Genomic DNA, 22,266 nt, shown 5'->3' on the forward strand with positions numbered 1-22,266 from the left:
GTCACCAGTGACCGCAGAGCCGCGCATCATCGCTGAGCGATACCGCGTGGACGAACTCATCGGCCACGGCGGCATGGCGAAGGTCTATCGCGGTTACGACATCACGCTAGGGCGCGAGGTCGCCATCAAGATCCTCGATCCTGATCTCGCGCGCGACACGGCGTTCCGCACCCGCTTCCGTCTGGAGGCGCAGGCGGCTTCTCGCATGTCGCACCCCTCGATCGTGCGCGTCTTCGACGCCGGAGATCCCACCTCTGCCCCGCATGGCGCGCCCGCCGTCGGCTCCGCCGGCAGCGAGCCGTACATCGTCATGGAGCTCGTGCAGGGCCGTCAGCTGAAGGAGATCATCGCCGAGGGCCCGGTTCCTGTCGAGGATGCTGTGCGTTACGTCGACGGCATCCTCGAAGCACTCGACTACTCGCACCGTGCCGGCGTCGTGCACCGCGACATCAAGCCGGGCAACGTCATGGTCACCGCCGCGGGGCAGGTCAAGGTCATGGACTTCGGCATCGCGCGCGCGGTGTCGGATTCGTCCTCCACGGTGGCCGAGACCACGCAGATCATCGGCACTGCCGCGTACTTCTCGCCGGAGCAGGCCAAGGGCGAACCGGTCGATGCGCGCGCCGACCTCTACTCGACCGGCATCGTGCTCTACGAGCTGCTCACCGGACGTCAGCCGTTCCGCGGCGAATCTCCGGTCGCCGTCGCCTACCAGCACGTGAGCGAGACGCCGCTGCCGCCGACAGAGGTGAACGAGAACTCCCCTGGCGCTCTCGATCCGATCGTGCTGCGCGCTCTCGCGAAGGACCCGTATCAGCGGTATCCGGACGCCGCGCACTTCCGTGCCGCGCTCGATGACGCCGTCGCCGGCAAGGCCCCGAGCAAGAAGCAGCTCGGTGCGCTCACCAGCGAGCTGTACGGCCCCAGCCCTCGCCAGGCGCAGGAGACCGCGCGATCACTGCGCCAGCTCAGCAGCGACACCACGATGACGCGCACGCAGTCCGGACCGCCGGTGGTGTGGATCTGGGCGGGCGTCGCGCTGCTCGCGGTGCTGCTCATCTCGGTGCTGGTGTGGGTGCTCACGATGCCGCGTGGAGAGCAGATCCCCACGTCGTCGCGCACGGTGCCCAACCTGATCGATGTGTCGTACGAACGCGCACAGGATGAGCTCGAAGCCCTCGACCTCGAGTCCACGCTCGTCTACGAGGCGAGCTCCTCTGTCACCGAGGACAACGTCATCCGCACCGATCCTGAGGCGGGTCAATCCGTCGAGGCTGGGCAGCAAGTGACGATCTACGTCTCCTCGGGCACCGAGACCGTAGAGGCACCGACGCTCGTCGGTCTCTCGCAGACCGCGGCGAAGGAAGCTCTGAGCGAGGCGGGCCTCGAACTCGGCAACGTGATCCAGCGCAACGATCCGAACAGCGCCGCCGACACGGTGCTGGAGGCGAGTGTCGAGGCCGGCGACGAGGTCGCCCCCAAGACAGTCGTCAATCTCGTCGTCGCCAGCGGCCAGGTCACGCTGCCTGATGTCTCGGGCTGGACGCTGGATGCGGCCACGGCGAAACTCGAGGAGCTCGGACTCACCGCGATAGCAACCGAGATGGCTGACTGCCCCGCCACGGACCCTGCGACCGTCGCATCGATGTCCGCCGCCCCCGGTGATGTCCCGGTGCACTCCGAAGTGCAGCTGCGTCACTGCACCGCCCCGGCGCAGTGACGCGGCGCCACCGAACGGTGATCCGGAGCATCCGCTAGCGCGCACGCGGGTGCAGACGAGCCGACACCTCGACGGCCTTCGGATATCCGACCTGCGCCAACCAGTTCGCGAGCAAGCGGTAGCCGTGATCGGTGAGCACACTCTCCGGATGGAACTGCACCCCTTGCAGCGGCAGATCCTGGTGCGCCATCGCCATCACGGTGCCGGATGCCGTGCGTGCCGTCACGCGGAGCGCAGCGGGCAGGTCGGATTCGGCGAGCGCGAGCGAGTGGTAGCGCCCGACATCGAACGGCGACGGGATGCCGTCGAACAGGGCAGACCCGTCATGGGTGATCGTGGACACCATGCCGTGCATGAGTTCCGGTGCTTCTGTGACCTCGGCGGCGAACGCGGCGCCGATCGCCTGATGCCCGAGGCAGACGCCGAGCAGCGGCATCCGGCGCTCTGCGACGAGCGCCACGATCTCGACCGACGCCCCTGCGTCCCGTGGTCGGCCGGGCCCCGGCGAGAGCAGCACAGCATCGAACTCGGGGAGGAGGCGGGCGAAGCCCGCCGCGTCTGCGGCATCCGCTTCGATCATCCGCACCACGGCACCGAGCTCACGCAGATATCCCACCAGCGTGTGCACGAAGCTGTCGTGGTTGTCGACGACCAGCACACGCACGCTCACTCCAGATCGACCTCACCGGGCGTGATGAGCGGACTCACCCAGGGGAACACGTAGAAGAACAGCCCGTAGAGGACCGCCGCCACGACGACCAGCACGATGAACAGCCTCAGCCACCAGGGGCCGGGCAGGATGCGCCAGATTGCTGCGTACATCAGATCTTCCTCACAGGGATGGGGCTGCGACTCGGTCCACAGACGCCAATGACTCGGGGGCACCCTCTGCGCGAGGCTGGAATCCCTCGAACACGGCGTACCCGACGATGCGCTCGGCGAGTGAGTACAGCGGGGAACACGCGGTCAATGTGAGGTACCGCTCGCCGGTGGCGGCGCCCGGCACCTGAGGCACGTCGAGGAGCACATCGACCTGGTCGGGCTGCACGTACTCGAGAGTGCGGAAGCGGTACGTGTACCACCCCTCCGGCGTCTCGATCACGATCGCATCGTCGAGGTGCAGCTTGTCCATCCGGTTCAGCGGAGCGCCCCAGGTGGTGCGGTGGCCCGCGACCGAGAAGTTCCCGACCTCTCCCGGCATCACCGACTGGTCGTACACCCCGATCCAACCGTTGTCGAGCGTGACGGGCCGCGACGTGCCGCCGGCGACGGCGACGTTGTATTCGTCTCCGAAACGCGGGATCCGCATCTGCCCGAAGGTCTCGCCGGCTGCCGGATGCTGCAGCACCGGTGGTTCGAACCATCTCTCGCCGTCGTCGTTCTCCACGATCGGCGGAGGCTCGGGGGCGGGCTGCTGCTCCCAGGCCGCGGAGACCGCGTTGCCCTCGCTGTTGCTCTGAGCACCGATGATGATGTCGCCGATCCACATCTGCCAGGCGACGAAGAGCAGCACCACCACACCGGCGGTCAACAGCAGCTCACCGAGCACGCTCGTGAACGTCGCGCGGGAGCGTCTCGGAGAACGCCGAGTGCGCGCGCTCATCGACGCCCCAGCTGCAGTCATAGGCGTGATCTTATCCCGGTCGGGTGCACACCCGCCGTCGGAGCAGGCAGTCATCGCTGTCATGGGTAGACTGACCCCATGGCACGAGACCGTAAGAGCGAAGAACCCGCTGTCGAGCGCGCTGAAGGCGAGGCGGCACCGAACGCCGTGTGGTTCAAGCCGGTGATGCTCGGCTTCATGCTGCTGGGCCTCGTGTGGATCCTGGTGTTCTACATCTCAGGCATGCAGTTCCCGGTTCCTGGCATCGGTTCGTGGAACCTCGCCATCGGGCTCGGCATCGCGCTGATCGGCTTCCTCATGACCACCCGGTGGCGCTGAGTCGCACCTTTTTCTTCGGAAGGCCTCTCGCTTCGCGAGGGGCCTTCTCTCGTTCATATGCGGCGCGGGGCTTCCACGGCCAAGTTATCCACAGGGTTGTGCACAGGGTGGGGAGAATTACACCGGTGTTATTCACAGGGGTGGAGAACGCTGTTAACAACTTCTGACCGGGGTGAACGCGCTCGGTCGAAAGGACGCCTCAGGCGGTGAGGATCAGGGGCGGCACGATGAAGACCGCGGCGAGGAGGAGTACCGCCAGCGCGATCAGGAGGAGGACCTGCCAGACCCTCTGCTCTCGCTTTCGGGTGCGCAGCACGATCAGGCCCACCAACGCGCCGACAGCAGCGCCGCCCACGTGCGCCTGCCACGCGATGTTGAAGCCGGGCACGAACCCGATCACCAGGTTGATGCCGAGGATGACGAACAGCCCTGTCATGTTGGCGCCGAGATGCAGGCCGATCACGAGCAGGGCGCCGAACAGCGAGAACACCGCTCCTGATGCACCGACGGTCGCCGTGTCGGGAGAGATGATCGCGACGGCGACCGAGCCGCCGAGCCCGCCGAGCACGTAGAGCGCGAGGAATCGCCAGCGTCCGAGCATCGGTTCGAGACTGCGGCCGATCATCCACAGCGCGAGCATGTTCAGACCGATGTGCCAGATGCCACTGTGCACCAGCATCGCGGTCAGAAGGCGCCAGGGCTGGAACGGAAGACCTGTCAGATCGGGGAAGAGATAGGCGGCGTGGAAGAGGAGCAGTCCGGTGATGTCGAGACCGGGGATGAGCTGCAGCAGGCCGACGAACGCCGTGGTCGCCATGATCGCGTAGGTCATGATCGGCTTGCCGGACTGAACGGCCGCGAGCGAGCCGCGTGAGCGTGCACCCCACTGCCGCTGTGCACGCTTCTGAGCAGGTGTGCGATTGCTGCGCTCTGCCTTCATGCACTCCGGGCAGATGACGCCGACGGCCGCCTGCGTCTGGCATTCGGGGCAGATGGTGCGCATGCAGCGCTGGCAGAGCACGAAGCTCTGCCGATCCGGATGGCGGTAACAGAAGTTGTCACGATTGCTCGTGAATTCGGGGGTCGTCATCCGGATCGGCCTGAGAGGTCCGAACTCAGACGGCGACGACGTCGACCGACTGGAGAACGACGTCCTCCAGCGGACGGTCGCCCGCGGCGGTGGGAACGGCCGCGATGGCGTCGACGACCTTCTTGGAGGCGTCGTCCGCCACCACACCGAAGATCGTGTGCTTGCCCTGCAGCCACGGAGTCGGGTCGGTCGTGATGAAGAACTGCGAACCGTTCGTGCCCTCGGTCTTGCCGGTGATGGCGTTGCGACGGAGCCCCGCGTTGGCCATGGCGAGGATGTAGGGCTCGTTGAAGTTGAGGTCCATGTTGATCTCGTCGTCGAAGTTGTAGCCGGGGCCGCCGACGCCCTGGCCGAGCGGGTCGCCGCCCTGGATCATGAAGTTGGGGATGATGCGGTGGAAGATGACGTCCTTGTACAGGGCGCCCTCACCGGGCTTCTCCGTGGCGGGGTCGGTCCACTCCTGGGTGCCGTCGGACAGGCCGACGAAGTTCTTGACCGTCTTCGGGGCGTGGTCGCCGAAGAGGTTGACGACGATGTCGCCGTGGTTGGTGTGCAGGGTTGCGACGTGTGAGTGCTGAGCCATACGTCCATTCTCGCAGAGCTTGCAGTGAGCCGGCCGGAAGCGCCGCCACAGTAGCGCGCAGTGCGGCGGATGACAAGGGTCGGCACAATCACTGCCAGCATCCAGTCTCGTCTGGCAAGATGGGGAACCCGTACTCCAAGTCGACAGGAGAACATCGTGAGCCTCACCCGCAAGCGGAAGAAAGAACTGCGCCGTCTGCGCGACAACGCCACCGAGCTGTGGGAATCTCAGCAGGAGGTCGTCGGCCATGCTGCCGAAGTCGCCCGCGAGGCGAGCCGTCAGCTCGCAGGCGTCGGTCGCGAGCAGGTGGTTCCCGTCGTTCAGGACGCCTACAACCGCCGGGTCGCCCCGACGGTCGACCGCGGCGTGAAGTTCGGACGGCACGTCGTGGACGACAAGATCGTCCCGATCGTCGGTGGCGTCGTAGGCTCCGCTCTCACCGCGTGGGATGTCGCGAACGCCAAGCGTCAGGGCCTCGAGTTCTCGCACGGCCGCATCGTGAAGAAGAAGCAGGGTCCTGGCATCGGCTCCGTCATCGCGATCGTCCTCGGTGCTGCTGCGGCTGTAGGCGTTCTCTACGCCGCATGGCAGGCACTGCGTACGGACGACGAGCTCTGGGTCGCAGACGACCCGCTCGCAGCTCCTGACGCGTGACCCCGTCGGCTTCTGCCGCTTCGACCCCTGACCCTTCGATCGGCTCAGGGGTCGATGTCGCGTCGCAGCACGCACGCGTGCAGGATGCCGCGGCGGCCCGCGGCCTCGCCATTGAGATCCGCGAGCGTCCGCAGGCGAACAGCCTGCATGAGGCGGCGGCTCTGCTGGGAATCGATCCGTCGGGCATCGTCAAGACACTCGTCGTCAAGCGGGCCGACGACACCTATCTCTTCGCACTCGTTCCCGGTGGACGAGCGATCTCATGGCCGAAGCTGCGCGCCGTCGTCGGCGTGAACAGGCTGCGCCTGCCTGAAGCCGAGCTCGCCTTGGCCGCGACCGGGTACGAGCGCGGCACCATCGTTCCGATCGGCAGCACCACGGACTGGCCGATCTACGCGGACGAGTCGATCGTCGGCCAACGCGTCGCCATGGGTGCGGGAGCGCACGGCTACAGCCTCTTCGTCGACGCTGATGACCTGATCGCCGCCTACGGTGCGACGGTCGCCGACATCACCGTGCCGGAGCAGCCTCGCGACTGATCGCCGGGCCGGACCGTCTGCGTCAGACGATCTCGGCCATCCGCAGTGCGATGTCGACGAGCTTGACGCGCTGCAGCTCTGCCAGAGCGGGGACAGAGAACCATCCGGCCATGTCGGTGGAGCCGTTCTCCTCGAACCGCAGTTTTCCCCCGCTGATCTTGGCCCGGTAGACGATCCGCAGAGTGTGCAGCGGCTCGGCGGACTTCTGCACGCGCCGACCCGCGGGGATCACCCTGGAATGGATGCCGAGCAGCTCCTGCACATGCACCGTGTAACCGGTCTCCTCACGGACCTCACGACGAACGGCGTCTTCGGGGTCCTCCCCGGCCTCGAGCCCACCGCCCGGCATCGTCCATGCGACGCGGCGACCCTCGGTCCACCGGGCGAGCAGCACCCTGTCATCGTCATCAGTGACGACCGCATACGCTGCAACTCGCAGATCCATGGCCTCACACTACTGTGCGATGCGGCGCGCCCGATCGCACACAGGCTACCGGCCAGATGTCGCGAGCAGCTCCGGCACCGGCTGCGAGTGGTGCGGGACATCCGACAGATCGGCCTGCAGCTTCCACAGCTGCACCTTGAGCTCTTCACGTCGCTCGCGGTAGTCCGGATCGAGGTAGACGTTGTGCATCTCCTCGGGATCGGCGGCGAGGTCATACATCTCCCACTCCGGCGGGTAGGTCAGGCCGGATGAGCCAGGCAGCCCCATGCCGTCGTTGTAGAAGTAGATGAGCTTGTAGCGCTCGGTGCGGATCCCGTAGTGGGCGAACGCGTGGTGGCTGATGTCGTCGTTCTCGAAGTACCGGTAGTACATCGCATCGCGCGTCGGTCGCTCCGGATCCGTGGTGAGCTGCGGCACGATGCTGACGCCCTGCATGCGATCCAACGCGTCGACCCCCGCGAACTCGAGAATGGTCTGCGCGAAGTCGACGTTCGTGACGATCTGCGCCATCGGCTCCGACCGCGCCGGAATACGCGAAGGGCAGCTCATCACGAGCGGCATGCGCAATGACTCGTCATACATGAACCTCTTGTCGAACCAGCCGTGGTCCCCGAGGAAGAACCCCTGATCCGAGGTGTACATGAGCAGTGTGTCGTCGAACTGCTGCTTCTCACGCAGCCAGTCGATCACGCGACCGACGTTGTCGTCGACGGATGCGACGCAGGCGAGGTAGTCCTCCATGTAGCGCTGGTACTTCCACACTGCCGCCTGCTCGTATGTGAGTCCCTCGGGCGGAGCGACCTTGAGATCGGTGAGTGTGAGGTGATCGGCGATGCGCATGGCGGCACGATGGGCTGCGGACGTGCGCGTCGCGTAGTCGTCGTTGAAGGTCGCCGGCATCGGGATCGGCTCGGAGTACATGCCCTTGTGCTTCTCGTCCGGCTCCCACGGGCGGTGCGGTGCCTTGTGGTGGACGAGCAGACACCACGGCTCGTCCCCATCCAGCGAATCCAACCACTGCAACGACAGATCCGTGATGACGTCGGTCGCATAGCCGGGCACGATCTCGACGCCGTCCTCGGTGAGGATCTGCGGGTCGAAGTACTCACCCTGATTGCGCAGCACCGCCCAGTAGTCGAAGCCCTGCGGGTCATGCTCCGGGCCTTCGCCCATGTGCCACTTTCCGACGATACCGGTGCGATATCCCGCATCCCGAAGCTGCGAGACGAAGGTCGGCTGTGAGGCGTCGATCGGCGTCTCCAAGGTCGTGACACCGTTGATGTGGCTGTACGTGCCCGTGAGGATCGACGCCCGGCTCGGCGTGCACAGCGCATTGGTGCAGAAGCAGTTGTCGAGGCGCACACCGGCGTGCGCGATCTCGTCGATACGCGGTGTGCTGTTCACCACCGACCCGTACGAGCCGATCGCGTGTGCGGCGTGGTCGTCGGTGAGGATCAGGACTATGTTCGGACGCGCTGTCATGCGATCTCCGCCGTGTTTCTGGAGTCTTGCGAACTCGTGAGCTGTCCAACAGACTGCATCGAGAATGCGATAGTGTCAAATTATTGAACAGAATGCCCGAAAGTAGCGATCTCGCATGGTGACCCTGGCTCCGAACGCGCAGCGCCTCCTGCATGCTCTTTTCACTGACGGTCCCGCATATCGCGCCGACCTCGCACGCACGCTGGATGTCACGCGGGCCACCATCACGAATCTGGTGAACTCTCTGCGCGCAGACGGGTGGATCGAGGAGACGGATCCGGAGCCGGGTTCGCTGAAGAATCTCCTGGGGACCACCTCGCAGTTGGGGGTGCTGGCCTCCGTGATGTTCCTCGTGGACACGTGCACGGTCGCGCTGGCGACGCTCGACGGCAGAGAGCTGAAGCAACGCACCCTGGACTGCTCGACGACCGCGACCCCGCTGGAACGCCTCACCCTCGGCACCGACCTCACCGCCGGCCTGCTCACCGAGGTCGATCTCACCGCGAGCGACCTCCGCGCAGTCCATCTGGCTGTGGACACCCAGATGGATGCGCAGACGGGAGCGGTGTACGCCCAGAACGCATCGAGCCGCTGGTTCGGCGTGAATCCGAAGCAGCACTTCAGTGAACGATTCGAGGTTCCGGTCCACGCGCAGAACACCGCCCGCCTGGAAGGGCTCGCCGAGAACCTGTGGGGAGCGGGTCGTGGTCACGACGACATGCTCCACATCGAGATCAGCTACGGCATCACGTCAGGGCACGTCATCGATCGCGTTCTGCAGTCGGGGGCCAGAGGCGGATCCGGCGAACTCGGCCACGCGATCTACGACTGGAACGGACCGGAGTGCACCTGCGGCAACTCGGGATGCCTGATGCAGTACGCGTCGATCCCGGCGCTGCTGCGCGAGCACGATGCGGCGACGGAACAGGCCATCGACTGGGCCGGATTCCGCAGGCTCGTGCTCGATGGCGACGCGACGGCCACGTCGATCGCACACCGCGCCGCCGGCGTTCTCGGACGGATGCTGGTGAACACCTGCCATATCGTCGACCCCGGACTCCTCGTGCTGGGCGGAGAAGTCGCGCGCGAGCTGCCTTCCTTCGTCGACGAGGTCGCTGCCGTGATCCGCAGAAGCGCGTTGCCGCTGGTCGGCCGCAATCTCTCGATCGTGCCCGCGCAACTCGATGACACGCTGGCAGCGACAGCACGCGCCGGAATCGAATCGCTGCGGGCGATGGACGCCCTGATCCTCGCCGCAACGGAGTCGGCGGATCGCGCGGGCTGAGAGCGAAGCGGTCAGCCGACCTTCGTGCCGGAGAGGTAGGTTGCGGTCACCGTCGTCTCGGCGAGCTCGTCGGCTGTGACCGTCACCGGATCCCGGTCGACCACGATGAAGTCCGCGAACAGCCCTGCAGCAAGGCTTCCGACCTCGTGCTCACTGAACAGCTGCCATGCGGCGTTCTTCGTCTGTGCTGCGAGGGCCTGGGCGCGTGTCACGGGTGTGCCACCCGGCATCCGGAACCCTGAGCGCGTCGTGCGCGTCTCGGCCACAGCCATGTTGCGGAACGGCTCGTTCGGCGTGACCCAGCCGTCGTTGTGGAACGTGGCGCGATGCCCCGCCGCGAACGCCGCTCCGGCATCCGCCCACGCCCCGCCATGCTCTGCGCCGAACAGATCGTCGACGAGCACCTCGCCCCAGTAGGTGATGTGGTCGACGAAAAGGCTGACCGTGACCCCGAGGGATGCCGCGCGCGCGAACTGCGGCGGCGTCATCGCTCCGCAGTGCTCGAGACGGAAACGGTGATCGGTCAGGCCATGGCCGGCGATGATCTGCTCATACACGTCAAGGGTCGAATCGATCGCCCGGTCGCCGTGCGCATGGCACGCGAGCTGCCAACCACCGGCCGCATAGGGCTCTGCGATCGCAAGCAACTGTTGCGTGGTGTAGTTCGCGGTGCCGATGTGGTGCGGATCGAGGCCGAGATCGCGCGTCGCCTGGGTGTCGAGGTAAGGGAAGGAGGTGGCGATGTTGCCGATCCACGGAGACCCGTCCGACCAGGTCTTCACACCGATCTGCCGGAACACCGGGTCGTCGTCGCCGCGCGGCGCTGCGGTGCCACCGGGTCGCGACATCTCGTACCAGCGCAACCGCACCGGCAGCTGTCCATGCGCGTGAAGCGCCTGGATGAGCGGATTGAGATCCGGGTTCCACGACAGATCGGAGACCGTGGTGATCCCGCGGCGGGACATATCGCGCAGGTGCGCGACGAGCAGCTCCGGCAGATGCTGCTGCGCACGAACGAGCATGGGAGCGACGACCTGCTCGACCGCGGCCTCTTCGAAGGCGACGCCGGCGAGGTCGCCGTCCGCGTCGCGAGCGAATCGGGCTCCTGCAGGGTCAGGGGTGTCCCGATCCACGCCCGCGGCGCGAGCGGCCGCGCTGTTGAAGTACGCCGAGTGCCCGGAGTTGTGGATCACGACGAGGGGAACATCGCCCGCGAGTTCGTCGAGCCAGCGCATGTCGGGGTCGGGGAGCCCGCGCTGCAGCAGCGCGTCCCACCCGTTCGCGAACACGGCCTGCCCGTCGGCGGCAGCGATGGCCTCCTTCAGCGCGGCGAGCACGCCCGCAGCATTCGCAACCGTGACAGGGCGGATGTCCACGACCAGGTGCGACAGCAGGATCGACGAGTACGCGGGATGCCCGTGCGGCTCGATGAGGCCGGGCATGACCCAGCCGTCCAGCGCGATGGTGTCGGCATCCGGATGCTGCGCCTTCATCGCGGCCGCTGTGCCGAGCGCGACGATGCGGCCATCCTCGACGGCGAGCGCCTCGACTTCGACCCCGATGTCGGCCTCGGCGTCTCCGGCGAGTGGGCGGATGCGGCCGGTGAAGACTGTCGTCATGGCCTCAGTCTGGCAGGCCCTCAACCCGAAAGGTGGGGATGGACGATCAGAATCGGCCCCGAATCGACCCGTCTCCCGGAGTAGCGTGGCAGACGTGAGCAGCCTGCCCTTCCCCGCCTCCGTGTACGCCAGCCGACTCGAACGCGCCGCCGCCCTTGCCGCCGACGGTGGTTTCGACGCGATCGTCGTCGGACCGGGGCCAGACCTGCAGTATCTCGTCGGAGTGGACGGCGACACGATCGAGCGCCTGACCGTGCTGCTGATCGGCCCGTCTCTCGCGCCGACGATCGTCGTGCCTCGGATGGAGCTCGCGAAGGTGCGCTCGACGGCGGTCGGCGAGCTCGGTCTGACCGTCCTCGACTGGGTGGACGGTGACGACCCTTACGCGCTGCTGAGCGGTGCACTCGACACGGCAACCCGCGTGGGTGTCTCGGATGCACTCCCTGCTCTGCACGTCATCCCGATCGGCGAACGTCTCGGTGTGCGACTCGAGCTTGCGACGCCGGTACTCCGCGAGGGGCGCATGATCAAGGACGCGACGGAGATCGCCGAACTGCGCCGCGCCGGCGAGGCGATCGACGCCGTGCACCGCCGGGTTCCGCAGTGGCTGCGTGCCGGACGCACCGAACGCGAGGTCGCCGTCGACATCGCCGAGGCGATCGTGGCCGAGGGGCACCGCACGGTCGAGTTCGTGATCGTCGGCTCCGGCCCGAACGGCGCCGATCCGCATCACGAGGTCTCCGATCGCGTGATCGACGACGGCGACATCGTCGTGGTCGACATCGGCGGCGCGGTGCCCAGCGGTTACAACTCGGACAGCACCCGGACATACGTCGTCGGCGAGCCCGCCCCTGACGTCGCCGAGCGCATCACCGTGCTCGTGAGCGCGCAGCAGGCGGCCGTGGATGCCGTACGACCGGGTGCGACGGCATCCGAGGTGGATGCTGCCGCCCGCAACGTGTTGACCGCGGCCGGCCTGGGAGACGCGTTCCTGCACCGCACCGGGCACGGCATCGGAGTCTCAGTGCACGAGGAGCCCTACATCGCCCCGGGCAACGACCTGGTGCTGCGCGAGGGCATGGCGTTCAGCATCGAACCCGGCATCTATTTCCCGGGCGAGTGGGGAGCGCGCATCGAGGACATCGTCGTGGTCACGGCCGACGGCGGCGAGCGCCTCAACGTCGCTCCGCACGAGCTCACGCGGGTGGACGCAGTCGCCTGATCCGAGCAGGAGGTCAGCGCAAGATAGAGTCCAGCGCCGCGGCGAACCGCGACACCGTCCCGTCGACGTCGGCGAGCTTGTCGAGGCCGAACAGTCCGATCCGGAATGTCGAGAACCCCTCCGGCTCATCGCAGTGCAGCGGTACGCCGGCGGCGATCTGCAGCCCCTGCTCCTTGATCGCCGCACCGGACTTCAGCGCAGGATCATCCGTGTGCACGACCACGACACCGGGGGCGGCGAACTCTGATGCGGCGACAGAGGGAAATCCGCGCTCCTCGAGAAGCCCTCGCACCCTGGTACCGAGTTCGATCTGCGCGGCGCGCAGCGTCTCGAAGCCGCGGCCCTGAGTCTCGTTCATCGCGGCGAGGTTGTGGGTCAGCGGGTCGGTGGGCATGGTCGCGTGGTACGCGGCCCGTCCTGCGCGATACTCGTCGGCGATCGACAGCCACTTTCCGAGGTCGGCGGCGAAACTCGTCGACACTCTCGAGCGCACGGCATCCGCACCCGCCTCACTGAGCATGACGAAGCCGGCGCAGGGAGAGCCGCTCCAGCCCTTCTGCGGTGCGCTGAGCAGCACGTCCACGCCGACAGCTTTCATGTCCACCCACATCGCGCCTGAGGCGATGCAGTCGAGCACGAGCAGTCCGCCGACCTCGTGCACGGCATCCGCCAACGCGCGCACGTAGTCGTCCGGAAGGATCATGCCGGCCGCGGTCTCGACGTGCGGAGCGAAGACCACCTCGGGGCGGCGAGCGCGAATCGCCGCCACCACCTCCTCAACAGGCGCCGGCGCCCACGTCGCCTGCACATCGTCGGAGTCGGGACGGGCGGCGAGAACTGTGACGTCGTCGCTGATGCCGCCGGTCTCGAATATCTGCGACCACCGGTACGAGAACAGCCCGTTGCGCACCACGAGGGTGCGACGGCCGGTGGCGAGCTGACGGGCGACAGCCTCCATCGCGTACGTGCCGCCGCCTGGGACGATCGCCGTCGTGTGCGCGTTGTACGCGTCGCCGAGGATGTCGAAGGTCTGCTGCAGCACGGAGACGAAGCGCGCGGACATGTGATTCAGGGAACGGTCGGTGAAGACCACCGAGTATTCCAGGAGGCCATCTGGGTCGACATCATCGTGCGGCAGGCTCATGCGCCCAGCATCCCACAGCGCCTCACGCACGGCGATCGGAGACCGGATGGATTTGAGGTCGCACACGGTGCATGACAGTGTGGAAGACGGACCGATGCTGTTTCACCCAGCGGAGATCACACCCCATGGACACGAATTCTTGCGAGCTGCACACCCCGATCCGGGACGGTGACACGCTCTGACTTCCCCCGGCTCTGTGGAGCCGAGCACGTCAGCACAGGCCGCGCATATCGATGCACGGTCGGGTGAGACGAGCCTGATCCGGCCGCCTCGCATCGACGAGGGAATCGAGCTGTGGCGCATCGCACGCGACTCGCACACGCTCGATCTGAACTCCTCGTACGCGTATGTCCTCTATGCCCGCGACTTCGCCTCGACGTGTCGGATCGCACTCGTGGGTGGTGTGCCGGCGGGCTTCGTGATCGGGTATCGGCGTCCGGCAGACCCTTCCTGCCTGTTCATCTGGCAGGTCGCCGTCGACGAGCGGTTCCGCGGGCTCGGGCTCGCCGGGCGGATGCTGGACGATCTGCTGCACGATAGGACGACCCCACCTGCGGTGCGAACTCTGCAGACCACCATCACCGACGACAACGTCGCGTCGCAGCAGACCTTCCGCAGCCTCGCCCGGCGTTGGAACGACGCACCCATGACCGTCACCCCCCTCTTCGAGAGCGCGCATCTGATGCACCCGTCGGATGCCGCGCATCACGAACCCGAACGGCTGTACGAGATCGGTCCGCCGATGTAGCCGTGCCATCCGCCCACCCGGGGCGGCGTGCGTTCCCCGCACGTGATCGATCAAGGAGGAGAACCACCACTCGATGAATATCTTCACCCAGCTCGAATCCGAAGTCCGCAGCTATTCGCGCGCATGGCCCGTCGTGTTCGACCGCGCGATCGGCAGCCTGATGTACGACGAAGAGGGCAAGGAGTACCTGGACTTCTTCACCGGCGCAGGCGCCCTGAACTACGGGCACAACAATCCCGAGCTCAAGCGCGTGCTGCTGGACTACCTGGCCGATGACCGCATCGTGCATTCGCTCGACATGTTCACCTCTGCGAGGCGCGACTTCCTCGAGACGCTGGACGAGGTCATCCTGAAGCCCCGTGACCTCGACTACAAGGTCGTCTTCCCCGGCCCCGGCGGTGCCAACGCCGTCGAAGCCGCGTTGAAGCTGGCGCGCAAGGTGACCGGCCGCGAATCAGTGGTCAACTTCACCAACGCCTTCCACGGCATGACCCTCGGCGCACTCTCCGTCACCGGCAACTCGCTCAAGCGCGGCGGAGCGGGAGTCCCGCTCGTGCACGCGACACCCATGCCGTACGACGACTACTTCGACGGCGACTACCCCGACTTCTTCTACTTCGAGCGCCTGCTCGAAGACTCCGGCAGCGGACTCAACATCCCCGCGGCTGTCATCGTGGAGACCGTGCAGGGCGAGGGCGGCATCAACGCCGCACGCGCTGAGTGGCTGCGCCAGCTCGCGGCGCTCTGCAAGGAGCACGACATCCTGCTGATCGTCGACGACATCCAGATGGGCTGCGGTCGCACCGGCGACTTCTTCAGCTTCGAAGAGGCCGGCATCGTTCCCGACATCGTCTGCCTGTCGAAGTCGATCTCCGGCTACGGCATCCCGATGGCGCTGACCCTGATCCGCCCCGACCTCGACGTCTGGCAGCCGGGGGAGCACAACGGCACCTTCCGCGGCATCAGTCCGGCGTTCGCGACGGCCGCTGCGGCGCTGCGGCGTTACTGGTCCGATGACGTGCTGCGCGACTCCACGATCACGAAGGGCGCGCGCGTCGAGGGATGGTTCAACACGTTCGTCGCCCGATACCCGCAGCATGAGCTCATCGCGAAGGGCCGCGGTCTCGCGCGGGGTCTGCAGTTCCCGTCCGGTGAACTGGCGGATGCCGTGTGCCAGGCCGCCTTCGAGCGTGGACTGCTCATGGAGACCTCCGGTCCAGAGGGCGAGGTGATGAAGATCCTCCCCTCCCTGACCATCACCGACATCGAACTCGAGCGCGGACTGCGGATCATCGACGAGTCGATACGCGCGGTGCTCGGCGAGCCCGATCCGCACGCCGCCGACCACACGGTCGACCACGACGCAGATCACGCCATCAGCAACGCAGAGAACAAGGAGCACACCCCCGCATGATCGTTCGCACCCTCGACGAGGTCACCGACACCGACGCAGACATCAAGACTGAGAACTGGCGAAGCAAGCGCATCGTGCTCGCGAAGGAGAAGGTGGGCTTCTCGGTTCACGAGACCACGCTCTATGCGGGCACGGTGAGCAGGTTCTGGTACGCGAACCACATCGAGGCGGTCTTCGTCGTCGCCGGTGAGGGAGAGATCACCGATCTCGGCACCGGTGAGACGCACCAACTCGCCCCGGGATCGCTGTACCTGCTCAACGACCACGACAAGCACGAGGTTCGCCCTCGCACCGAGATGCGCGTCGTGTGCGTGTTCAACCCGCCGGTCACCGGGCGCGAGGTGCACGACGAGAACGGCGTGTACCCGCTGGTCACCGAACCCGCGTGAGCGGGATCACGGCATCCGCCTGAGAAGCATCCGCACGAGAATTCATCCGCACGAGAGACAGGAGAACGAAGCATGACGACCACGACCACCGCAGAGGACCTGTTCCCGACCCGGTTGGCACAGCCCTCCGACTTCATCACCCGAACGCAGCCCGCAGTGTGGGGATCGGCCGGTGACGGCCCGTTCTCGGCGACCGAGCTCGAGACCCACGAGGGGCGCGGATTCACGATCCTCGACGACTTCATCTCGTCCGACGACGTCGCGTTGTACTCCGGTGAACTCGACCGACTCGCATCCGACACCGCGCTGCAGGGCGACGACCGCCTCATCACGGAGCGCACGACCGGCACCGTGCGCTCGGTGTTCGAGGTCGAGAAGCTGAGCTCGGTGCTCGACGCCCTCGCCCGCGATCCGAAGGTGCTCGATCGGGCGCGGCAGATCGTGGGTTCGGAGGTGTACCTGCATCAGACCCGGATCAACTACATGCCGAGCTTCACCGGCACCGGCTTCTACTGGCACTCCGACTTCGAGACCTGGCATGCGGAGGACGGCATGCCGATCCCGCGCGCGGTGAGCCTGTCGATCGCACTGACGGATAACTATCCGTTCAACGGCGGGCTGATGGTGATGCCTGGTTCGCACCGCACGTTCGTGCCGGCCGTCGGAGAAACGCCCGACAATAACCATGAGCAGTCGCTGCAGGCGCAGGAGGCCGGCGTGCCGAGCCACGCCGCCATCACGGCGCTGGCCGACGAGTACGGCATCGACCAGTTCACCGGGGCCGCAGGTTCCGCCCTGTGGTTCGACTCGAACATCATGCACGGCTCGGGCAACAACATCACCCCGTACGCGCGCTCGAACGTGTTCATGGTGTTCAACAGCGTCGAGAACGCGCTCGTCGATCCGTACGCCGCGAAGTCGCCGCGTCCCACGCACATCGCGAATCGCGACTTCACGCCGTTGGGCTGACAGCGTCATCCTCCCCGCGCGTCCTGCTGCCGCCGACGCCCCTCGTGTATGACGACACGACCTGGGCGCCGACGGCGGCGGGAGGCGCCGACGCCTTCGCACATGGGGTAGTGTCTTTCGCATGACAACCCGTTGGTATGCGTATTTCGAGTCGGCTCTGGAGGGGCCGGCGCTGATCTAGCGCACACTGACACCTTCAGAGCCGACAAGCCAGAGCATTTGCTCTGGCTTTCGCCGTTTCATCGGCGGGCTCTGCATCCGGGGTCCGCCTGACTACAGGACAGGACCCCCATGAACACTCTCGATGCGACATCGGATCTGCACGTCGCGCGGTTCACGACCCTCCCCGCCCCCGGCGACATCGCCGCCGAGCTCCCGGTCGGCGATGAGCGCGCGGCGCTGGTCTCCCGCACGCGCGACGAGGTGCGCGCGATCATGTCGGGCGAGGACGATCGGCTCCTCGTGGTGGCCGGACCCTGCTCGATACACGACCCCGCGGCGGGCCTCGAGTACGCAGGACGCTTGGTGCGCGAAGCCGAGACGCACCGGGACGACCTGCTGATCGTGATGCGCACGTACTTCGAGAAGCCGCGCACGACGATCGGCTGGAAGGGCCTGATCAACGATCCGCACCTCGACGGCAGCCACGACATCGAGACGGGACTGCGACTGGCTCGCCGCTTCCTGCGTGACGTCACCGCACTGGGTATGCCGTGCGCGACCGAGTTCCTCGAGCCCATCAGCCCGCAGTACACCGCCGACCTCATCACGTGGGGCGCGATCGGGGCGCGAACGACGGAGAGCCAGATCCACCGGCAGCTGGCATCCGGCCTGTCGATGCCCATCGGGTTCAAGAACGGTATGGACGGCGGGCTTCAGGTGGCGCTGGATGCCGCGGCCGCCGCATCCGCCCCGCAGGCGTTCCTCGGCATCGGCTCGGACGGTCGCGCGAGCCTGGTGGCGACGACGGGCAACCCCGACACCGGCGTGATCCTGCGCGGCGGCGCCGATGGACCGAACTACGGCGCCTCGCACGTCACGGAGGCGTCTCGTCGACTGGATGCGTCGATGCTCGCCCCGCGTGTGATCATCGACGCCAGCCACGGCAACAGCGGCAAGGATCACGTGCGCCAGGCGATCGTCGCGGCGGAGCTGGGGGAGCAGATCGCGACGGACGGAACAGCGATCGCCGGCGTGATGCTGGAGAGCAACCTCGTCGCCGGAGCGCAGAAGCTGGATGTCACAGCCGGTCGCACGCGGCTCGTCCACGGCCAGAGCGTGACGGATGCCTGCATGGGGTGGGATGCCACCGCAACTGCCCTCGCACAGCTGGCCGATGGCGTGCGTCGCCGCCGCGGGTGACTGCGTTTGTGCTGCGGCCGGTGCCGATGGGAGCTTTTCGCGCGCTCACGGCGTCGAGTACGTGCGAAAAGCTCCCATCGGCGTCGAGTTGACGGATGCTGGCCGACAGATGCCGGCCGACGGATGCCGGGGCTTCAGGCTGTCGCGCGGACGCTCAGGAGTTGCCAGCCCTCCGGGACCTTGGCGAGCAGGGCGTCCATGTCGTCTGCCTCGATCTGCTCGATACGGTCCCGGCTCTGGAAGGTTCCCTTGGCCTTGAGGATCGCAGCGCCCTTGATCATCACGACAGGAGCGGAGACGAGGTCGAAGCCCTCAGGGCGCTGGGCGGACAGCGCTGTCTGCACGCCGGCGAGATCTGCGGCCTCGACGTCGACGGAGCGGGTTTCCACGGGACGCATCAGACCGATCAGCACTCTTCGATCCTACGGCTCCTCCGCGAATCGCCCCGCTCGGTAAACGCAAGAAGCGCCACCCTTGCGGGCAGCGCTTCCTCCATCTGTGGAGCCTAGGAGATTCGAACTCCTGACATCCTGCTTGCAAAGCAGGCGCTCTACCAACTGAGCTAAGGCCCCGTGAGGGTGTTTAGTTGAGGTGAAAAGTGGGGCTACCAGGATTTGAACCTGGGACCTCTTCATTATCAGTGAAGCGCTCTAACCAACTGAGCTATAGCCCCGTCAACCTCCAAGACTTTACCGGAGATCGACGGAAAATCCGAATCGGCGCAGGTCAGTCACCCGGGCGCAGAATCGCGCTGCCGGCAGAGACGCTGGCCACGATCGAATTCCGTGCGGTCGACGACGTCTGCAGGCCGTTGTCGAGCGATCCGGCACTGACCTCCTGGCGGACGTCGTACTCCTCGTCCGGCACGGTCAGCTTCAGCGAACCGGCGCTCACATCGAACTGCACCTCATTCGGTGCGGTCCCGGTGAGCTCGGCCTCGATGCGCCCTGCCGAGATGGAGAAGTCGGCCTCTGACACGTCTGCCAATTCGAGCTCGGCACGCCCTGCACCCAGATCGAGGTCGATCGTCTCGGCAGATCCGGTGATGAACAGCGCGCCGGCACCCATCTCGACATTGACGCCACCGAAGTCGCCCTGCACATCGAGACTGCCGGCGCCGAGCGAGATTTCGGCGTCGAGCGCTGCATCGCTCAGCTCCTCCGGCAGGGTCAGCAGCACACTGCCCTCGTCTTCGAACCAGTCGCCGAACCACCAGCCGAAGTTCGCGTCCGGGCTGCTGACGACGAGCTCGTCACCGTCGCGCGTGAGCTTCCAGCGTTCGCTTCCGCTTCCGGTGACCTCGAGCTCTGCTTCCTCGACATCGCCGAACTCGACTCGCATGTCCACGCCGCCGAGTTCCAGGTCGATACCCGTGACACCGGACGCGTCGATCTGCTGCTCGGAGGTGAACGATGAGCTGACGTCGTTCACGGCTGCCACGGCTGCCGAGCCGCCGGTCGCCAGCAGAGCGACGCCTCCGAAAGCGGCTATCGCAATCGCTCCCGCTCGTGCACCTGAGCCTCGTGATGATCCCGGCTGCGGGGCAGGGGCGGCAGGAGCAGGGGCGCTCGGCGCACCAGCATCCGTCGACGACCCGTGCTCGGCTGCGGGCGGCGGGGTGAGCGGGAGATCATGCCCACCGGTGTTGTTCTGTGATTCGGCGTTCATCGTGCCGCTCCTGTCTGTGGCGGGTTTCCCAGCGGACCATTGCCGCTGCCGGTGTTCTCGATGTGAGCGAGTGCGGCGAGCACTCGACGGTTGCCGGCTTCTGGTTCGAGGCCGAGCTTCTGGAAGATGGACGTGATGTACTTCTCCACGCTGCCCTCCGAGAGGAACAGCAGACCGGCGATCGTCTGGTTCGACTTGCCCTCGGCGATGAGCGAGAGCACGGTGCGCTCCCGCTCGGTGAGCTGCAGCATCCGGTCGTCGCGGTTGCGACGGGTGAGCAACTGCGCCACGACCTCGGGGTCGAGCACGGATGCACCTTCAGCGATCCGCTCGACCGAGGCGAGGAACTCGGAGACATCTGCGACGCGATCCTTGAGAAGGTATCCGAGCGCGCCGCCCTGCGCAGCGATCAGGTCGCTGGCATAGCGCTCCTCCACATACTGCGAGAGCACGAGAAGCGGGAGCGTCGGATGCGTGGACCGCAGCGCGAGCGCCGCGCGGATGCCCTCGTCGGTGAACGTCGGAGGAAGGCGCACATCGAGGATGCAGAGCTCAGGAGCTGTCGTACGCACGGCCTCGGTGAGTCCGTCGGTGTCTGGAAGCGCTGCGACGACCTCGTGACCGGCGTCCTCGAGCAGTCGCACCAGCCCCTCGCGCAGCAGCACGGAGTCCTCACAGATCAGGATGCGCATGGCACGCTCACCTCCAGCGACGTCGGGCCACCCTGCGGGCTGTCGAGGCGGAAGGTTCCGCCGGCCGCGAGCACGCGGTTCGAGATTCCGTCGAGCCCGCCACCGGGCTGCACCTGGGCGCCGCCGATGCCGTTGTCCTCGACGCGGGCCCACAGCAGGCCTCCTTCGCGCAGCCTCACGACCACGCGGCATTCGCTGGCACGGGAGTGCTTGGCGGCATTGGTCAGCGACTCTGCGATCGAGAAGTAGACCGCGGCCTCGGCATCACGACTGCAGCGCCCGTCCATGCGGACATCCAGCTGCACCGGGATGTGCGACCTGCTGGCAAGCGCCGACAGGGCAGCATCCAGTCCTCGGTCATCGAGGACCGATGCGTGGATGCCGCGGGCGAGCTGTCGCAGCTCGGTGATCGCCGCCTTCGTCGACGTGTGCGCTTCGGCGATGAGGTCCTTCGCCTGATCAGGGTCGTCGTCGATCTTCTGGTGCGCGAGGCCCAGCGTCATCCCTACCGACACGAGTCGGGGCTGGACGCCATCGTGCAGATCCCGCTCGATGCGGGTGCGCTCCACGTCGGCAGCGCGTACGGCGCCTTCGCGCTGTGCGCTCGTCGTGCGCACCTGCTCGGTGAGCTCGGCCTCGCGATTGGGAACGACGAGTGCACGGCTGATGGTGCGGTGCAGCAGAGCGAGACCGATGATGCCGGCGGCTGCCGCGAGAACACCGAGGATGCCGACCAGCGGCGCCCACTCGACGGCGACGTCACTCGCACCGAAGACGAGCGGGATCGTCACCGTCTCGGCTGCACCGAGCGGGGCGAAGATGGTGATCGCCGAGAAGATCAGAGCCCAGAACAGCCGCAGCACCAGCGCACCGAAGATGCACGCGATGACGAAGCTCGCCAGTGCCCGCCACATCCGTCCGTCGATGCTTTGACGGCCGAGCGAACGCAGCCACCCCCCGAACCCGGGACGCTGGCGGCGGCGCGGCGCGAGGTCGGGGACGTCGAGCGCGTACAACCCGCGGACGCGGACGATCTCGAACCAGCCGAGACCGTAGAGCGCGTAGACGAAGCCGACCAGGAACACCAGTCCGATTCCGAGGACGAAGAGCAGTGCCAGGCCGGTTCCGAACGCCGCGGCCAGGATGCCGATCACGACACCGCCGAGTGTACCGAGCGCGGCGAGATGAAGGATCGTGAAGAACAGCCGCAGCGGCGGCGCCTTCGAGGGTGTCGTGGACACCGTGGCGGGGACAGTCTGAGTGGTCATGACTCAAACGTAGGCCGCAGGCGCCGGGCCG

Annotated in this window: 24 protein-coding genes and 2 tRNA genes; 11 read left to right on the top strand and 15 right to left on the bottom strand. The window is 66.7% G+C overall.

Annotated elements, in window-relative coordinates; genetic code table 11:
- The first annotated feature begins 7 nt into the window (after positions 1–7).
- The gene (pknB, locus tag ACP7AR_RS13145; protein WP_426186491.1) at positions 8–1,720 is read left to right on the top strand and encodes a Stk1 family PASTA domain-containing Ser/Thr kinase; all 1,713 of its coding nucleotides are present in this window, start codon (positions 8–10) and stop codon (positions 1,718–1,720) included.
- 34 nt (positions 1,721–1,754) lie between these two features.
- On the opposite strand, the gene ACP7AR_RS13150 is transcribed toward pknB, so the two are convergent.
- The 3 genes from ACP7AR_RS13150 to ACP7AR_RS13160 are packed head-to-tail and all read right to left on the bottom strand — an operon-like array spanning position 1,755 to position 3,344.
- Positions 1,755–2,390 (bottom strand): anthranilate synthase component II, encoded by a 636-nt coding sequence (locus tag ACP7AR_RS13150; RefSeq protein ID WP_426186494.1) that lies wholly within the window; start codon positions 2,388–2,390, stop codon positions 1,755–1,757.
- A complete protein-coding gene (locus ACP7AR_RS13155; RefSeq protein ID WP_426186497.1) occupies positions 2,387–2,542 on the bottom strand; it encodes a hypothetical protein in 156 nt (51 codons plus the stop codon). Before ACP7AR_RS13155 ends, ACP7AR_RS13150 begins: the two co-directional genes overlap by 4 nt.
- A gap of 10 nt (positions 2,543–2,552) precedes the next feature.
- Positions 2,553–3,344 (bottom strand): class E sortase, encoded by a 792-nt coding sequence (locus ACP7AR_RS13160; RefSeq protein WP_426186500.1) that lies wholly within the window; start codon positions 3,342–3,344, stop codon positions 2,553–2,555.
- A 78-nt stretch (positions 3,345–3,422) separates the two neighbouring features.
- Between ACP7AR_RS13160 and ACP7AR_RS13165 the strand changes: the two genes are divergently transcribed.
- Positions 3,423–3,662 carry a cell division protein CrgA gene (locus tag ACP7AR_RS13165; RefSeq protein ID WP_307360439.1) on the top strand — a complete coding sequence of 80 codons (240 nt, stop codon included), beginning with the start codon at positions 3,423–3,425 and terminating at the stop codon, positions 3,660–3,662.
- Positions 3,663–3,861: 199 nt separating this feature from the next.
- Here the strand turns inward: ACP7AR_RS13165 and ACP7AR_RS13170 are convergent, their stop codons facing one another.
- Together ACP7AR_RS13170 and ACP7AR_RS13175 are read right to left on the bottom strand one after the other, a co-directional pair.
- Positions 3,862–4,752, bottom strand: a complete 891-nt coding sequence (locus ACP7AR_RS13170; RefSeq protein WP_426186504.1) for a rhomboid family intramembrane serine protease — start codon at positions 4,750–4,752, stop codon at positions 3,862–3,864.
- Between the two features lie 25 nt (positions 4,753–4,777).
- Positions 4,778–5,335 (bottom strand): peptidylprolyl isomerase, encoded by a 558-nt coding sequence (locus tag ACP7AR_RS13175; protein ID WP_426186507.1) that lies wholly within the window; start codon positions 5,333–5,335, stop codon positions 4,778–4,780.
- 156 nt (positions 5,336–5,491) lie between these two features.
- Here ACP7AR_RS13175 and ACP7AR_RS13180 point away from each other — a divergent pair, with 156 nt between their 5' ends.
- Positions 5,492–5,989, top strand: a complete 498-nt coding sequence (locus ACP7AR_RS13180) for a DNA helicase (protein WP_426186510.1) — start codon at positions 5,492–5,494, stop codon at positions 5,987–5,989.
- A gap of 77 nt (positions 5,990–6,066) precedes the next feature.
- A complete protein-coding gene (locus ACP7AR_RS13185) occupies positions 6,067–6,528 on the top strand; it encodes an aminoacyl-tRNA deacylase (protein WP_426187751.1) in 462 nt (153 codons plus the stop codon).
- Positions 6,529–6,550: 22 nt separating this feature from the next.
- On the opposite strand, the gene ACP7AR_RS13190 is transcribed toward ACP7AR_RS13185, so the two are convergent.
- Positions 6,551–6,973, bottom strand: a complete 423-nt coding sequence (locus ACP7AR_RS13190; protein WP_426186513.1) for an NUDIX hydrolase — start codon at positions 6,971–6,973, stop codon at positions 6,551–6,553.
- 45 nt (positions 6,974–7,018) lie between these two features.
- Positions 7,019–8,455 carry a sulfatase family protein gene (locus ACP7AR_RS13195; RefSeq protein WP_426186516.1) on the bottom strand — a complete coding sequence of 479 codons (1,437 nt, stop codon included), beginning with the start codon at positions 8,453–8,455 and terminating at the stop codon, positions 7,019–7,021.
- A 115-nt stretch (positions 8,456–8,570) separates the two neighbouring features.
- On the opposite strand from ACP7AR_RS13195, the gene ACP7AR_RS13200 reads away from it, so the two are divergent.
- Complete coding sequence (locus ACP7AR_RS13200) at positions 8,571–9,740, top strand: ROK family protein (protein WP_426186519.1); 1,170 nt, start codon at positions 8,571–8,573, stop codon at positions 9,738–9,740.
- An 11-nt stretch (positions 9,741–9,751) separates the two neighbouring features.
- Here ACP7AR_RS13200 and ACP7AR_RS13205 read toward each other — a convergent pair whose 3' ends face one another.
- Positions 9,752–11,359 (bottom strand): amidohydrolase, encoded by a 1,608-nt coding sequence (locus tag ACP7AR_RS13205; protein WP_426186522.1) that lies wholly within the window; start codon positions 11,357–11,359, stop codon positions 9,752–9,754.
- 94 nt (positions 11,360–11,453) lie between these two features.
- On the opposite strand from ACP7AR_RS13205, the gene ACP7AR_RS13210 reads away from it, so the two are divergent.
- Positions 11,454–12,581, top strand: a complete 1,128-nt coding sequence (locus ACP7AR_RS13210; protein WP_426186525.1) for a M24 family metallopeptidase — start codon at positions 11,454–11,456, stop codon at positions 12,579–12,581.
- Between the two features lie 13 nt (positions 12,582–12,594).
- Here ACP7AR_RS13210 and ACP7AR_RS13215 read toward each other — a convergent pair whose 3' ends face one another.
- The gene (locus tag ACP7AR_RS13215) at positions 12,595–13,725 is read right to left on the bottom strand and encodes an aminotransferase class V-fold PLP-dependent enzyme (RefSeq protein ID WP_426186528.1); all 1,131 of its coding nucleotides are present in this window, start codon (positions 13,723–13,725) and stop codon (positions 12,595–12,597) included.
- A gap of 196 nt (positions 13,726–13,921) precedes the next feature.
- On the opposite strand from ACP7AR_RS13215, the gene ectA reads away from it, so the two are divergent.
- From ectA to ACP7AR_RS13240, 5 genes are all read left to right on the top strand, one after another.
- Positions 13,922–14,473, top strand: coding sequence for a diaminobutyrate acetyltransferase (gene ectA, locus ACP7AR_RS13220; RefSeq protein WP_426186531.1), 552 nt, complete (start codon positions 13,922–13,924; stop codon positions 14,471–14,473).
- Between the two features lie 73 nt (positions 14,474–14,546).
- A complete protein-coding gene (gene ectB / locus ACP7AR_RS13225) occupies positions 14,547–15,887 on the top strand; it encodes a diaminobutyrate--2-oxoglutarate transaminase (protein WP_426186534.1) in 1,341 nt (446 codons plus the stop codon).
- Positions 15,884–16,276, top strand: coding sequence for an ectoine synthase (locus ACP7AR_RS13230; protein WP_426186537.1), 393 nt, complete (start codon positions 15,884–15,886; stop codon positions 16,274–16,276). The genes ectB and ACP7AR_RS13230 overlap by 4 nt, the downstream gene beginning before the upstream one ends.
- A 72-nt stretch (positions 16,277–16,348) precedes the next feature.
- Positions 16,349–17,245: an ectoine hydroxylase gene (thpD, locus tag ACP7AR_RS13235; RefSeq protein ID WP_426186540.1), complete on the top strand. Its 897-nt coding sequence runs from the start codon at positions 16,349–16,351 to the stop codon at positions 17,243–17,245.
- A gap of 291 nt (positions 17,246–17,536) precedes the next feature.
- Positions 17,537–18,607, top strand: coding sequence for a 3-deoxy-7-phosphoheptulonate synthase (locus ACP7AR_RS13240; protein WP_426186543.1), 1,071 nt, complete (start codon positions 17,537–17,539; stop codon positions 18,605–18,607).
- Positions 18,608–18,741: 134 nt separating this feature from the next.
- Here ACP7AR_RS13240 and ACP7AR_RS13245 read toward each other — a convergent pair whose 3' ends face one another.
- The 6 genes from ACP7AR_RS13245 to ACP7AR_RS13270 all read right to left on the bottom strand — a co-directional run bounded on the left by ACP7AR_RS13245 (position 18,742) and on the right by ACP7AR_RS13270 (position 22,235).
- Entirely contained in the window at positions 18,742–19,020 is a 279-nt protein-coding gene (locus ACP7AR_RS13245) for a hypothetical protein (RefSeq protein ID WP_426186546.1), read from the bottom strand.
- Positions 19,021–19,106: 86 nt separating this feature from the next.
- Positions 19,107–19,179, bottom strand: a tRNA-Ala gene (locus ACP7AR_RS13250).
- A gap of 27 nt (positions 19,180–19,206) precedes the next feature.
- Positions 19,207–19,280 (bottom strand) — tRNA-Ile (locus ACP7AR_RS13255).
- A gap of 53 nt (positions 19,281–19,333) precedes the next feature.
- Positions 19,334–20,275, bottom strand: a complete 942-nt coding sequence (locus tag ACP7AR_RS13260) for a hypothetical protein (RefSeq protein WP_426186549.1) — start codon at positions 20,273–20,275, stop codon at positions 19,334–19,336.
- Positions 20,272–20,967 (bottom strand): LuxR C-terminal-related transcriptional regulator, encoded by a 696-nt coding sequence (locus ACP7AR_RS13265; RefSeq protein ID WP_426186552.1) that lies wholly within the window; start codon positions 20,965–20,967, stop codon positions 20,272–20,274. The genes ACP7AR_RS13260 and ACP7AR_RS13265 overlap by 4 nt, the downstream gene beginning before the upstream one ends.
- On the bottom strand, positions 20,955–22,235 hold the full coding sequence (locus ACP7AR_RS13270; protein WP_426186555.1) for a histidine kinase: 1,281 nt from the start codon (positions 22,233–22,235) through the stop codon (positions 20,955–20,957). The genes ACP7AR_RS13265 and ACP7AR_RS13270 overlap by 13 nt, the downstream gene beginning before the upstream one ends.
- Positions 22,236–22,266: the final 31 nt, after the last annotated feature.

It is taken from the genome of Microbacterium sp. TWP3-1-2b2 (assembly GCF_049896145.1).
Lineage (GTDB): Bacteria > Actinomycetota > Actinomycetes > Actinomycetales > Microbacteriaceae > Microbacterium.

Bases quoted from the DNA above. Each gene is read 5' to 3' on its own strand.
- ACP7AR_RS13155 (WP_426186497.1), bottom strand. From the start codon at position 2,542: ATGTACGCAGCAATCTGGCGCATCCTGCCCGGCCCCTGGTGGCTGAGG.
- ACP7AR_RS13160 (WP_426186500.1), bottom strand. From the start codon at position 3,344: ATGACTGCAGCTGGGGCGTCGATGAGCGCGCGCACTCGGCGTTCTCCG.
- ACP7AR_RS13165 (WP_307360439.1), top strand. From the start codon at position 3,423: ATGGCACGAGACCGTAAGAGCGAAGAACCCGCTGTCGAGCGCGCTGAA.
- ACP7AR_RS13170 (WP_426186504.1), bottom strand. From the start codon at position 4,752: ATGACGACCCCCGAATTCACGAGCAATCGTGACAACTTCTGTTACCGC.
- ACP7AR_RS13175 (WP_426186507.1), bottom strand. From the start codon at position 5,335: ATGGCTCAGCACTCACACGTCGCAACCCTGCACACCAACCACGGCGAC.
- ACP7AR_RS13190 (WP_426186513.1), bottom strand. From the start codon at position 6,973: ATGGATCTGCGAGTTGCAGCGTATGCGGTCGTCACTGATGACGATGAC.
- ACP7AR_RS13195 (WP_426186516.1), bottom strand. From the start codon at position 8,455: ATGACAGCGCGTCCGAACATAGTCCTGATCCTCACCGACGACCACGCC.
- ACP7AR_RS13200 (WP_426186519.1), top strand. From the start codon at position 8,571: ATGGTGACCCTGGCTCCGAACGCGCAGCGCCTCCTGCATGCTCTTTTC.
- ACP7AR_RS13205 (WP_426186522.1), bottom strand. From the start codon at position 11,359: ATGACGACAGTCTTCACCGGCCGCATCCGCCCACTCGCCGGAGACGCC.
- ACP7AR_RS13215 (WP_426186528.1), bottom strand. From the start codon at position 13,725: ATGAGCCTGCCGCACGATGATGTCGACCCAGATGGCCTCCTGGAATAC.
- ectB (WP_426186534.1), top strand. From the start codon at position 14,547: ATGAATATCTTCACCCAGCTCGAATCCGAAGTCCGCAGCTATTCGCGC.
- ACP7AR_RS13230 (WP_426186537.1), top strand. From the start codon at position 15,884: ATGATCGTTCGCACCCTCGACGAGGTCACCGACACCGACGCAGACATC.
- thpD (WP_426186540.1), top strand. From the start codon at position 16,349: ATGACGACCACGACCACCGCAGAGGACCTGTTCCCGACCCGGTTGGCA.
- ACP7AR_RS13240 (WP_426186543.1), top strand. From the start codon at position 17,537: ATGAACACTCTCGATGCGACATCGGATCTGCACGTCGCGCGGTTCACG.
- ACP7AR_RS13260 (WP_426186549.1), bottom strand. From the start codon at position 20,275: ATGAACGCCGAATCACAGAACAACACCGGTGGGCATGATCTCCCGCTC.
- ACP7AR_RS13265 (WP_426186552.1), bottom strand. From the start codon at position 20,967: ATGCGCATCCTGATCTGTGAGGACTCCGTGCTGCTGCGCGAGGGGCTG.
- ACP7AR_RS13270 (WP_426186555.1), bottom strand. From the start codon at position 22,235: ATGACCACTCAGACTGTCCCCGCCACGGTGTCCACGACACCCTCGAAG.